This window comes from Mesorhizobium yinganensis (assembly GCF_040081985.1).
Taxonomy (GTDB): domain Bacteria; phylum Pseudomonadota; class Alphaproteobacteria; order Rhizobiales; family Rhizobiaceae; genus Kumtagia; species Kumtagia yinganensis.
Map to the genome: position 1 here is coordinate 267,654 of NZ_JBEBMH010000005.1, position 12,041 is coordinate 279,694.

The window sequence follows — 12,041 nt, forward strand, 5'->3', positions numbered from 1 at the left end:
GGCCAGCGGGTTTTCCCAGAGCAAAGCGGTGAGGGACAGGAGCAGGTAACATGGCATTCAAGGTAGCGATTGTCGGCGCCACGGGAAATGTGGGCCGCGAGATGCTGAACATTCTGGAGGAACGCGGCTTCCCGGTCGGCGAAGTGGTGGCGCTGGCGTCGCGGCGCTCGGTCGGCACGGAAGTGTCGTTCGGCGACCGCACGCTGAAGGTCAAGGCGCTCGACACCTACGACTTTTCCGACACCGACATCTGCCTGATGTCGGCCGGCGGCAACGTCTCCAAGGAATGGTCGCCCAAGATCGGCAAGCAGGGCTGCATCGTCATCGATAATTCGTCGGCCTGGCGCTACGATCAGGACGTGCCGCTGATCGTGCCGGAAGTGAACCCGGACGCCATCGACGGCTATACCAGGCGCAACATCATCGCCAATCCGAACTGCTCGACCGCGCAGATGCTGGTGGCGCTGAAGCCGCTGCATGACGCGGCCACCATCAAGCGCGTGGTCGTCTCGACCTACCAGTCGGTGTCGGGCGCCGGCAAGGAAGGCATGGACGAACTGTTCCAGCAGACCCGCGCCGTCTTCGTCGCCGATCCGGTCGAAGCCAAGAAGTTCACCAAGCGCATCGCCTTCAACGTCATTCCCCATATCGACGTCTTCATGGAGGACGGCTCGACCAAGGAAGAGTGGAAGATGGTGGCCGAGACCAAGAAGATGCTCGACCCCAAGATCAAGGTGACGGCGACCTGCGTGCGCGTGCCGGTGTTCATCGGCCATTCGGAGGCGGTCAATCTCGAATTCGAGAAGCCGATCACCGCCGACGAGGCGCGCGACATCCTGCGCGAGGCGCCGGGCTGCCAGGTGATCGACAAGCGCGAGAACGGCGGCTACATCACGCCGCTGGAATCGGCCGGCGAGGACGCGACCTATATCAGCCGCATCCGCGAGGATTCGACGCTCGACAACGGCCTCAACCTGTGGATCGTCTCCGACAATCTGCGCAAGGGCGCGGCGCTCAATGCGATCCAGATCGCCGAACTGCTGGTGGCACGCGGGCTGGTGAAGCCGAAGAAGAAGGCGGCTTGAAAGCCGCTGCTTCGCGGCAGGTCGTGCTGCGTCGGGCAAATCAGGCTGACGCGGGCGGCATAGCGCGGACTATGCGGGCGGCGCTGGCGTCCTTCGACTGGATGCCGGTGCTGCATACGCCCGATGAAGATCTTGCCTTCATCGCCGACCGGGTTCTTCCCCGTCAGATCGTTGCGGTCGCAGAGGCCGGCGAAAACATCGTCGGCTTCATCGCCGTGAAAGGCGAATGGATTGAACAGCTCTATCTCGATCCGGCCTTCACCGGCGGCGGCATCGGCAGCCGGTTGCTCGCGCAGGCGGTCGAGACCATGCCGGTGGTCAGACTTTATTGCTTCCAGGCCAACTCCGGCGCCCGCCGCTTCTATGAACGGCACGGCTTTCAAGCCGAGGTTTTTGGCGACGGCAGCGGCAATGAGGAAAAACTGCCGGACATACTCTATGTCCGCAGGCGCTGACTTCAGCCCTGCGTCATTTCCCGCAGGATCGCCATCGCCTCTTCCGCGCTGCCGGCCGGCACGAACAAATGGTCGTGGTAGAATGCCGAGACCGGGTTGACGCCCATGCCGGCCGCTGCCAGCCGCGTGGTGATGGCGGCCAGGAAACCTATCGCTTCCAATGAAGAATGAATCTCCAGCGTGATCATCCGGCACGGGAAGGTTTTTGGCAGACCGGCGGCGTCGGCCTCTTCCTCGCTCAAGATCAGCGTTGTGCCTTCGGCTTCCCGGAACAGCATGACCGGTTCGACATCTTGCGGCACGGCGTGGCCGCTCGGCATGCTGCAGAACACGAAGATGCCCGGCTGGAGTGACGGCCGCATCCCGGCAAGCAGCGCCGCAAGCTTCGTCTCTCCCGTCATCGCAAGGCCTGCCATCCTCGAAACCTTGTTCGTGCAACCCGCATCGCCGTTGAAGCGTTTTCCGTACAGCGTATAGTCCAGGCCGGGAGGCCCGCCAAGCATGCCAGCCAGGAGTCGCAGGGAAACGCAGAAGGCCGAGATACGCGCCGAATTGATCGAGGCCGCGCACGCGCTGGTCAAGGAAGACGGCTACGAAGGCCTGACGATTCGAAAACTGGCGGCGCGCGTCGGTTATGCCCCGATGTCGGTCTATTCCTATTTCCCGGACAAGCATTCCATCCTGTTCGCACTGGCCCAGGACGCCTTCGCGGTGCTGGCAAGGCGCATGGAGCGTGACGCGCCCGCCGACCCTCTTGAGGCTCTGACCAAGCTGATGCGCGAATATGCGGCGTTCGGCTTCGACAATCCCAACGAATACCGCACCGTCTTCATGACGCGCGACCCCGCCGGTTTCGCGGACATGGATCTGCAGGGCATCCACAAGGACAATCCGGCGCTGCTGCTCCTGCTGCAGCGGGTCCAGGCCTGCGTCGATGCCGGCGTGCTCGCGGGAGACGTGTTCGCTATCGCCACGCTGATCTGGACCTTTGGGCACGGCACCGTGTCGCTGCTGATCAGTTTTCCCAACTACCCGTTCGGCGACCGCGACGCCTATGTCGAGCGGTCGATTCAAGTCGTGCTGGCGGGCATCCGCAGCGCGCCCGTCCCGCCGCTGGACGATCCGCGGCGCTGCTGAAAAAGACCCGCCTCCCGCAGCCTCCTTTAACGTTTTGGAAAGAAATTCGTACGCGTACGAAATTCTCATTGCGCACGACCGCCCTATGCCGTATGTGTACATATCGTCGTACATGTACGAAAGGATTTGGCCATGAAACAAGTAGCCCTTGCCCTGGCGGTCATGGTGGCCGTCTCCAGTCCGCTCTTCGCCAAGGATGCCGTCAAGCAGCAACCCGAGGCGCCCGCCGCCAAGACCCGAGTGGTCAAGCCTGTGGAGCGGCCGGTGCTCGACCAATTCAAGACCCAATCCATCGATCCAGTGCCGAAGCGGACGGGCGGGAACGCGCCGGCGCCACGTGGAGAGCGCTCGGGCATCGAGATCAATCCGTGGGTCGTGCCGAACTTCCTTTAGGCAGGTGGCCGGCTGGGCCATCAGAATGAGCGAGGTCCTCTCGGACAGCACCCATCGCCGCCAGGCCGCGAAAAATCCGCGCCGGCCGTCGATGCCTACGTTTGCATTGTCCGGAATGACGCCGGTCATGACGTGTCGGCAGGCTCCAGCGCCCACATGGCAAGTCCGTGGACGACGTCCAAGACCTCGTGGACGTCATGGGTGGGCTTTCGGCTCCAGCCGGGCGGCCGGCCGGGTTTCAGCGGACCGAGGCGGATCCAATTCGCGCGGCGAGCTTTGCTGTGCGAACTGGCCGCGTCGCGCCGTCGGGTTTGTGTACCTGCTTTGCCTGCGTCCCTGTCTCGTGCGAGTGCCGCGTCGCGCCGTGCCTTCCAGCGGGCAAAACGTCTTGCCTGGCCCGGCAGATCGTCCAGGGCGGCAGCCAGCGCTTGCAGTCGGAGCGCCAGACGCTCCGCGTTGATCGGATCGCGGGACGATGGCGGTCGCGGGAAGGAAGATGGATCGGCGACGCCGGGAAACAGGATGCGCGGCACGCTGTGCGCGGGCTGGTAGCGGCGCTGGACACGGAACGGGTCTCGCAGCGGATCGAGCAGCGGCAGGCTGAGCGTTTTCGGGCGGGCGGCACGCAGGGCGGCGGCGTGTCTCGCCGCTGCGGTGCGCCGGAGATCGTCGCGCGACAGGGTGACGGCGATGCCAAAGCCGCGCAGCAGCGGTTCCGGGTTTTTCGGTTTCGGTATTCGCGGGCGCCGCGGCGGCAAGGTCACCAACAATCCACGCGCGGCCACGATGATCAGGCGTCGAGCTGCCGCTTCGGCCGGACGCAGCAGTCTGAGGATGGCGCGGTGGAGACGGCGGGGCAGGGTCAGTGCCGGGGACAGTTTATTTTTTTCCGCCCGCGCCCGCCTTGCAGCGGCAGCGCCCTTCTGCGGAAACAAAAAAAACTGTCCCCCAGCGCCAAGCTCTCCGGCGCCATGCCCGGCATCGGCGCCCGGCTTGGCTCCGGCAGCCAGCCCGGCCATGGCGACGAGCATGGCGAGGATGCGCTTCAGCGCCTCCCGGTTCTTGTCGATCGCCGCAGTCCAGTCCATCGCCAACACAGCCGTTTCCTTTCGCAGCACGGGCTGAGGCGATTATCGCGCGGGTGGGGAGGGGCGGGGAGAAACGGCGGGAAAATAATGCCGGCCGATAGGGACGGAGGTCGTCATGCGTGACCGAATGGGATGAGATTTCCCCGCAATTCCAACGTCTTGGTTGCACGCCCTTGCCTCGACGATCAGAACCGCCCCTTACCTGCCTGCCGGAATCTTCTCCCCGTAAAGAGATCAGGGCTATCGCATGTGAACAGTTATCCGCTCCGATCCGGCTTCGCGGGCTCGTTTCGGCATCACCCCCTCACCGTCCCTTCGGGCGACCTCTCCCCCTGCCCGGGGGAGAGGAACCCAAGGTGGAGAAGCGCCGGTATCGCGGCAGCGCGTTTCCTCTCCCCCGGGCAGGGGGAGAGGTGGCGAGCGTAGCAAGGCGGAGTGGGGGTGATGCCTCGGCGTCTCGCGCAGGCGAGATGCGGAGGATCGCTGTCAAAGCAAATCCATATGCGATTGCCCTGGTAAAGAGACGGGGAGAGGGACGCTGCTGGCCCGCTATTTGCACCCAAGGGCTGAGCGCCGGGAAGGGGTGGCAACCATCCGCTGGATAAGACCGCCTGCGAGGCGTATCCTTTGATTCGGCCATGGCGAGGATTCGCTGCCGGGCAGCGACCATGGTCGGTGCAGGAGGACCTTAAATGGAAAACGCAGCCGTCGAAGGCTCGAGCCTACTCTACAACATCATCATCTGGATCATCGTCGGCGGCATTGCCGGCTGGCTCGCCGGCCTGATCGTCAAGGGCATCGGCTTCGGCCTCGTCGGCAACGTCGTGTTGGGTATAATCGGCGCGATCGTCGCCGGCTGGCTGCTTCCGAAGATCGGCATTTCGCTGGGCAGCGGCATGATCGGCTCGATCATCGCGGCGGCGATCGGCGCGATCATCATCCTGGTCATCGTCGGGCTGATTAAACGCGCTTGAACCAGGAGTCCGCGCGGAGGGGGACCGCGCGGCGATTTTTTCAGCGGGGCGCGACCGCCGCCCCGCCATCCGGATTTTGTGCGGCGGAACCGGTCTTCAGTGCAGCACGATCTCGCCGTCGACCTTGCGCCACTCATTGGGCGCGATCAGCCGGCGATGGGTATAGGCCACCGAGTGCAGCGGCCCTTCCAGCTTTTCCTGCCAGAAGTCCAGGAACTTGAACAGCACCGGGAACTTCGGCGCGAGGTCGAATTCCTGCCAGACATAGGTCTGCAGCAGATGCGGATGGTCGGGATAGTGGTAGAGGATCTTGGCGGTGGTAAGCCCGTAGCCCTGGAGCATCAGTTCCATTTCGCAAGTCGTTCGCATGGCAGTCCTCGTTTCGAGCGCCGTACAGTCCTCCCAAGCAAATTGTGCGACGCAACGGTTACCTGTCAATTAATAACTTCGCCTTAGGCATCCCGGTTCTGTCAAGAATTTCAGTGACTTGGCAGCGAAGCCGGCTGAGTGCTGACAAGCCGCGCCGGGCTGCAATCGCCGGCGATGCGGCATCCCGCCACGCGCCCCCAACGTCTAATATTGTCGTTTGGGGCGAATTGATAATAATGCCGGCGAAAATCACGGGCCGGCTGGCGTCGGGGCAGCGACACATGGCAGATGGGTCGCGGCGCAAGGGAGGAAAAACAATGTCCGAGGTGCATGTCCACAAGGTCCAACCGGCCTGGAAGAAGCGCGCTCTGATCGACAACGACACCTACCTGAAATGGTATGCCGACTCGATCAAGAACCCGGACAAGTTCTGGGCCAAGCACGGCCAGCGCATCGACTGGTTCAAGCCCTTCACCAAGGTCAAGAACACCTCCTACCAGGGCAAGGTCTCGATCAAGTGGTTCGAGGACGGCCGGACCAACGTTTCCTATAATTGCATCGACCGCCATCTGAAGAAGCGCGGCGACCAGGTGGCGATCATCTGGGAGGGCGACAATCCATATGACGACAAGAAGATCACCTACAAGGAGCTCTACGGCCACGTCTGCCGGCTCGCCAATGTGCTGAAGAAGCATGGAGTCAAGAAGGGTGACCGCGTCACCATCTACATGCCGATGATCCCCGAGGCGGCGTATGCGATGCTCGCCTGCACCCGCATCGGCGCCATCCACTCGATCGTCTTCGGCGGTTTCTCTCCCGACTCGCTGGCCGGCCGCATCGTCGATGCCGAATCGAGTTTCGTGATCACCGCCGACGAGGGTCTGCGCGGCGGCAAGACCATTCCGCTCAAGGAAAATACCGACAAGGCGATCGACATCGCCGCGCGCCAGCACGTCATGGTCAAAAGCGTGCTGGTGGTGCGCCGCACCGGCGGCAAGGTCGGCTGGGCGCCGGGCCGCGACGTCTGGTATCACGACGAGGTCGCCTCGGTGGAGGCGCACTGCAAGCCGGAGAAGATGAAGGCGGAGGACCCGCTGTTCATCCTCTACACTTCGGGTTCGACCGGCAAGCCGAAGGGCGTGCTGCACACGACCGCCGGCTATCTCGTCTGGACGTCGATGACCCACCAATATGTCTTCGACTACCATGAGGGAGAAATCTACTGGTGCACAGCGGATGTCGGCTGGGTCACCGGCCATAGCTACATCGTCTACGGGCCGCTGGCCAACGGCGCGACCACGCTGATGTTCGAGGGCGTGCCGAACTATCCCTCGCAGTCGCGCTTCTGGGAGGTGATCGACAAGCACCAGGTCAACATCTTCTACACCGCGCCGACGGCGCTGCGCGCCCTGATGGGCGCCGGCGACGGCTTTGTCAAAAAGACATCGCGCCAGAGCCTGCGCGTTTTGGGCTCGGTCGGAGAACCGATCAATCCGGAAGCCTGGGAGTGGTATTTCAACGTGGTCGGCAACGGCAACGTGCCGATCGTCGACACTTGGTGGCAGACCGAGACCGGCGGCATCATGATCACGCCGCTGCCTGGAGCGACGGACCTGAAGGCCGGCTCCGCGACAAGGCCATTCTTCGGCATCAAGCCGGAACTGGTCGACGGCGAGGGCAATATTCTGGAGGGCGCCGTCAGCGGCAATCTCTGCATCAGCGATTCCTGGCCCGGCCAGATGCGCACCGTCTATGGCGACCACGAGCGTTTCGTGCAGACCTATTTCTCGACCTACAAGGGCAAATATTTCACCGGCGACGGCTGCCGCCGCGACGAGGACGGCTACTACTGGATCACCGGCCGCGTCGACGACGTGATCAACGTGTCGGGCCACCGCATGGGCACGGCGGAAGTCGAATCGGCGCTGGTCAGCCACGCGAAGGTCTCGGAAGCCGCGGTCGTCGGCTATCCTCACGACATCAAGGGCCAGGGCATCTACTGCTACGTGACGCTGATGGCCGGCGAGCAGGGATCGGACGATCTGCGCAAGGAACTGGTCACGCATGTGCGCCAGGAGATCGGCGCCATCGCCTCGCCCGACAAGATGCAATTCGCTCCGGGCCTGCCGAAGACACGGTCCGGAAAAATCATGCGGCGCATTTTGCGAAAAATCGCCGAGGACGATTTCGGAGCGCTGGGCGACACGTCGACGCTGGCCGACCCGGCGGTGGTGGATGATCTGATCGCCAACAGGCAGAACAAGAAGGCTTGATTTCTGTCGGGATGCCACGCGTGGAAGAGATCGGCCGCGTATCCGGACTGTGGCGCTATCCGGCGAGTTCGCTGGGTGGCGAACCGATGGGCATTCTCGACATCGGCCTATCAGGCGCCTACGGCGACCGGCTTTTCGGGTTGGTCGAGGTCGCGACGGACGAAATCGCCCGGCCCGACGGCGACCGCAAATGGCACAAGGTGCCGCGCATCAAGGCGCGGCTCTCGCCTGACGGTTTATTGGAAATCGCAATGCCGGAAAGCGGTTGGCTGTCGGCGCCGAGTGGCGAAAGCGACGAGGCGGTGTCGGATTATCTCGGCTTTAGGGCATCCATCCGCCCATTCGATCGAAAGAGTGTTTCCGATGCCTATGCCGGGCCGCTGACGGCGGAACGCTACCGCAAGGCGCCGGTGCATCTGCTCACCACGGCGTCCATGGCGCGGCTGAAAGCGCTTTGTCCGGAGGGCGCCCCAGATGCGCGGCGGTTTCGGCCGAGCATCGTGGTCGACATGCCGGAAGTCGAGGGATCGTTTCCCGAGACGGAATGGATCGGCCGGCGGCTGGCGATCGGCGATTTGGAACTGACGATTTCAGAACCGTGCCGCCGCTGCGGCTTCACCATCATCGCGCAGGACGGTTTTGACAACGACCCGAACATTTTGCGCAACCTCGTTCGCCACAACGCCCACAATATGGGCGTTTACTGTACCGTCGATCGCCCCGCGCTGGTGTCGCTCGGCGCGCCGATGCGCTTCCTTTAGAGCCGCGTCGAGGCGGCTCGACCGGAGGCGGTAGCATTTCCCACGCTAACGATAGAGATCCGCGCGCGTCGGCGGCAATATGCTCAAGCCCTTGCCGCGCTTGACCGCGACCGTCTGGAAAATCTGCGTCGAGCCGCGCTGGAAGGTGATCGAGCAGCCGGTGAGGTAGAGCAGCCACAGCCGGGCCTTGGCTTCGCCGACCTCGGCTACCGCCTCATCGAAGCGGCTCTGCAGGCGCTCGGCCCAAAGCCTGCAGGTGCGGGCATAATGCTCCCGCAAATTCTCGACGTCGTAGACAAGAAAGCCGTGCGCCTCGAGATTGCCCGTCGTCATGCCGATCGTGTCGAGTTCGCCGCCGGGAAAAATGTATTTGATGATCGCCCGGTATTCGGCGCCCTTCTTCAGCGTCTTGCGCAGCGTGCCTTTCGAGCGCCTCGTGATCGCGTGATGGAGGTAGATGCCGTCGGATTTCAGCAGGCGGCGCACGCTGGCGAAATAGGTGGCGTGGTTGGCGATACCGAGATGCTCGAACATGCCGATCGAGCAGATCTTGTCGAAATGGCCCGTGAGTTCCGTATAGGACTTGATCTCGATCGTGATGCGGTCCTCAAGCCCCTCGGCGCGGATGCGCTCGCGGGCAAGTTCGGTCTGCCGCTCCGACAGCGAAACGCCATGGCCAATGACGCCATAGTGTTTTGCCGCGTAGATCAGCATGGCGCCCCAGCCGCAGCCGATGTCGAGCAGCCGGTCGCCCGGCTTCAGCCGAAGTTTCCTGCAGATATGCTCCAGCTTGTCGGCCTGCGCCTGGTCGATGCTGTTGCCGAAATCGGTGAAGTAGCCGCAGCTATAGACCATGCGATCGTCGAGGAAGAGCCGGTAGAAGGCGTTGGAGATGTCATAGTGATGGCGGATCGCTTCGGCGCTCGAGCCGCTGACGAACGGGTCGCGCCCCGCAAGCTCCGCGGTTTTTCGCGTCGGGTTTCCGGAAAACAGGATGATGGGCAGGTCGCGGAGCAGTCCGAGCTTCGGCAGGGTTTTCAGTTTTGTCCTGAGCTTGCCATCCGAGCGGCGTTCGAAGATGTCGAACAGCGTTCCGCCCTCGATGTCGACCGCTTTCGACACCCACATCTCGATCAGCGTATCGAGTTTGGGGTAGCGGAGCAGGCGCCAGACGATAGCCTGGTCGTTGAGTACGAGCGTCGGGCCGGATGGAGGGCCGAGGCGCTCGCCCGTCCACAGCTTGACCGCGAATGCCGGTTTCAGCGTATCGACGGCCGCCCGGATGATGCGGATCGCCCTGTCGCCTGCGTCCATTCCCACCCCCATGGGCAGTCCTCATAGCCTAGCCTGCGATGAGGACCTGATCCTCCGTTCAACGCCGGAAATCTGCTTGCACGCCCGCAGGTTGCGGCCGCTCTTGCCAAACCGGCGGCGAGACCCCATCATATGCTGGTGTTCAACCAATCGAAAGGAGGTGATCCGATGTCGAGTGTATTCGTTTCCCAGCGTGTGGTCTCGGCGGATTGCCTTTTCGGGGAGCAGTCTTCCCGCTGAAGCGCGATCACGTGCGGCAGGTGATCCCCAGGGATCGCCGCTGACGGCCGCGCTGGACGAAAAACACGGAAGGCCTCTGTCCCGGTCGGGACAGAGGCCTTTTTCTTTGGCGGGCTGCTAACGGCCATCCGCAACTCAAAATCGGGCCGATGGCGGGTGGCAGATCAATTGCACCAGCCTTGCCGCTTGCCGCCGTGATACGGCCGGGCCAGCCCTTCCTCGATCAGCACCCGCGCGACCTCCTCGCCATCGGACGTGAATACGTCGGCAAGCACGCGGCCGTAATATTTGGCGCCGCCGATGTTGGAGATGATGACGGGCTCCTCGCCGAGCATCAGCGTCAGCACGTCGCGTGCCTGCCGCGCCGCTTGCCGCTCCGAAGCGCAGCGTCCCTTCATCTCCGGCGCATCCACGCCTCTGATACGCACGTTGATCCGCACGAATTGCCCCGGCCAGACATGGGCTTCCGCCATGAAGGTGTCGCCGTCGAGGACGGAAAGCACCCGCGCTTCCACCGGGCCGGCGAAACCCACGGCGGCAAACGTTGCCCGATACGGAAACAGGCAGACGAATCCGGCTGCTGCGAGCAAGGTCGCCATGCCAAGGCGAGAAAACATACGACGACTCATGGAAAAGGAATTTATTCCTCTTTCATGAGTTGCGCAACACAAACCTATAGCGCGGTTGTCCTGGCTCGAAAAAATTCAACCTATGATAGCATATGCGTGCCGATCATGCGATCTGCGGCTCTCACCGGCGGCTGCGTTTCGGTCTCTCCCTGCTCGTAGGTCCAGACCTTGAAGGTCGACAGCGAGTGCGGTCCGAACGTATGCAGCAGCGGCACGTCGGTGGCGTCGCGGCCGCGGGCGATGACCACACGCCCGATGCGCGGAATATTGTGGCGCGGATCGAACGAATACCATTTGCCGTCGAGATAGGCCTCCATCCAAGCGCTGAAATCCATCGGCGCCGGATCGGCCGGCACGCCGATATCGCCGAGATAACCGTTCACGTAGCGGGCCGGGATATTCATGCAACGGCAGAGCGTGATAGCCAAATGCGCGAAGTCGCGGCAGACGCCGACGCGCTCCTCATGCGCCTGCGCCGCCGTCCTCGTGGCCCGGGCATAGCCGTAGCCGAACGACAGGCGCGCGTGGACATAGTCGACGATCGCCTGCACGCGCGCCCAGCCCGGCGGCAGATGGCCGAAGAGTTGCCACGCGAGATCCATCAGATGGTCGGTCTCGCAATAACGGCTGCCGAGCAGATAGCCCAGTACATCGTCCGGCAGTTCCTCGACCGGCGTTTCCCGCGCCAGCGTGTTGGCCTCGTCATGCAGGCCGCTGTCCTCGACGACGGCGTCGTAGAGTATGCGCACGCCGCCGGCCGGCGCGGTGAAACGGCGGCAGATGTTGCCGAAAAGGTCCTTATATGTGCGCGTGGCCACCGAGGGGGAGGTCAGCACTCGGGTTTGCCGCTTGATGCCCGGCTGGCGTTCGTTGTGGATTTCGAGAAGGGAGATCACCGGCGTCGGCTGGGAGCAGCTTATCGCGATTTCGTAGCCGAGCCGAATGAGCATCAGAAGCCTCGCCGTGTCCGGGGAAGAAGGTTCTCCAGAACGCTGTGCCGGGCGATTCGGTTCCGTTCAGCCGACGCTTGCGAGGGGCCGTCGCCCGGACGGAACCACCTCCCGCGGCTTCAGAAGTCGCTGGCTATGCCCTTGATTTCCCAGTCGCCATAGCGGATGGGCTCCTGCCCGCCGCGGCCGCCGAACTCGCGCGGCATGGCGGCCACCCGCGCCTCGGTCTCGGCCCGGCGTGCGGCCGCCTCCTCAAGCGCCCGGCGCGCGGCGGGCGCCATCGGCTTTGCCGCCCCGCCGAGGGCGGGCGCCGGTGCCTCGTCGCCCCCCGAATCCGTGCCTTCTACCGTTGCAGGCTTGTCGGAAATCATTG

At 63.4% G+C, this 12,041-nt stretch carries 14 protein-coding genes; 7 read left to right on the forward strand and 7 right to left on the reverse strand.

The annotated features are described in order from the left end of the window. The first annotated feature begins 50 nt into the window (after window positions 1-50). Together ABMA59_RS13155 and ABMA59_RS13160 are read left to right on the forward strand one after the other, a co-directional pair. Entirely contained in the window at window positions 51-1,085 is a 1,035-nt protein-coding gene (locus ABMA59_RS13155) for an aspartate-semialdehyde dehydrogenase (protein WP_349005807.1), read from the forward strand. Next, window positions 1,082-1,540, forward strand: a complete 459-nt coding sequence (locus tag ABMA59_RS13160; RefSeq protein ID WP_349005808.1) for a GNAT family N-acetyltransferase — start codon at window positions 1,082-1,084, stop codon at window positions 1,538-1,540. The genes ABMA59_RS13155 and ABMA59_RS13160 overlap by 4 nt, the downstream gene beginning before the upstream one ends. Before the next feature lie 2 nt (window positions 1,541-1,542). On the opposite strand, the gene ABMA59_RS13165 is transcribed toward ABMA59_RS13160, so the two are convergent. Further along, window positions 1,543-1,941 carry an ACT domain-containing protein gene (locus tag ABMA59_RS13165; RefSeq protein WP_349005809.1) on the reverse strand — a complete coding sequence of 133 codons (399 nt, stop codon included), beginning with the start codon at window positions 1,939-1,941 and terminating at the stop codon, window positions 1,543-1,545. Window positions 1,942-2,041: 100 nt separating this feature from the next. On the opposite strand from ABMA59_RS13165, the gene ABMA59_RS13170 reads away from it, so the two are divergent. Both ABMA59_RS13170 and ABMA59_RS13175 read left to right on the forward strand, forming a co-directional pair. Next, the gene (locus ABMA59_RS13170; RefSeq protein ID WP_349005810.1) at window positions 2,042-2,677 is read left to right on the forward strand and encodes a TetR/AcrR family transcriptional regulator; all 636 of its coding nucleotides are present in this window, start codon (window positions 2,042-2,044) and stop codon (window positions 2,675-2,677) included. Window positions 2,678-2,809: 132 nt separating this feature from the next. Next, window positions 2,810-3,070, forward strand: coding sequence for a hypothetical protein (locus ABMA59_RS13175; RefSeq protein WP_349005811.1), 261 nt, complete (start codon window positions 2,810-2,812; stop codon window positions 3,068-3,070). 125 nt (window positions 3,071-3,195) lie between these two features. Here ABMA59_RS13175 and ABMA59_RS13180 read toward each other — a convergent pair whose 3' ends face one another. Then, entirely contained in the window at window positions 3,196-4,158 is a 963-nt protein-coding gene (locus tag ABMA59_RS13180) for a hypothetical protein (RefSeq protein ID WP_349005812.1), read from the reverse strand. Window positions 4,159-4,850: 692 nt separating this feature from the next. Here ABMA59_RS13180 and ABMA59_RS13185 point away from each other — a divergent pair. Further along, on the forward strand, window positions 4,851-5,132 hold the full coding sequence (locus ABMA59_RS13185; RefSeq protein WP_349005813.1) for a GlsB/YeaQ/YmgE family stress response membrane protein: 282 nt from the start codon (window positions 4,851-4,853) through the stop codon (window positions 5,130-5,132). Between the two features lie 96 nt (window positions 5,133-5,228). Here the strand turns inward: ABMA59_RS13185 and ABMA59_RS13190 are convergent, their stop codons facing one another. Then, the gene (locus ABMA59_RS13190) at window positions 5,229-5,501 is read right to left on the reverse strand and encodes an usg protein (RefSeq protein WP_349005814.1); all 273 of its coding nucleotides are present in this window, start codon (window positions 5,499-5,501) and stop codon (window positions 5,229-5,231) included. Window positions 5,502-5,818: 317 nt separating this feature from the next. Between ABMA59_RS13190 and acs the strand changes: the two genes are divergently transcribed. Beyond that, entirely contained in the window at window positions 5,819-7,774 is a 1,956-nt protein-coding gene (acs, locus tag ABMA59_RS13195; RefSeq protein ID WP_349005815.1) for an acetate--CoA ligase, read from the forward strand. Between the two features lie 11 nt (window positions 7,775-7,785). Then, on the forward strand, window positions 7,786-8,535 hold the full coding sequence (locus tag ABMA59_RS13200) for an MOSC domain-containing protein (RefSeq protein ID WP_349005816.1): 750 nt from the start codon (window positions 7,786-7,788) through the stop codon (window positions 8,533-8,535). Between the two features lie 45 nt (window positions 8,536-8,580). On the opposite strand, the gene ABMA59_RS13205 is transcribed toward ABMA59_RS13200, so the two are convergent. The 4 genes from ABMA59_RS13205 to ABMA59_RS13220 all read right to left on the reverse strand — a co-directional run bounded on the left by ABMA59_RS13205 (window position 8,581) and on the right by ABMA59_RS13220 (window position 12,039). Further along, a complete protein-coding gene (locus tag ABMA59_RS13205) occupies window positions 8,581-9,849 on the reverse strand; it encodes a class I SAM-dependent methyltransferase (RefSeq protein ID WP_349005817.1) in 1,269 nt (422 codons plus the stop codon). Between the two features lie 404 nt (window positions 9,850-10,253). Continuing rightward, entirely contained in the window at window positions 10,254-10,706 is a 453-nt protein-coding gene (locus ABMA59_RS13210; protein ID WP_349005818.1) for a thermonuclease family protein, read from the reverse strand. Window positions 10,707-10,798: 92 nt separating this feature from the next. Next, entirely contained in the window at window positions 10,799-11,668 is an 870-nt protein-coding gene (locus tag ABMA59_RS13215) for a transglutaminase-like domain-containing protein (protein ID WP_349005819.1), read from the reverse strand. 119 nt (window positions 11,669-11,787) lie between these two features. Next, a complete protein-coding gene (locus ABMA59_RS13220) occupies window positions 11,788-12,039 on the reverse strand; it encodes a DUF1674 domain-containing protein (RefSeq protein ID WP_425475909.1) in 252 nt (83 codons plus the stop codon). Between the last annotated feature and the right edge of the window lie 2 nt (window positions 12,040-12,041).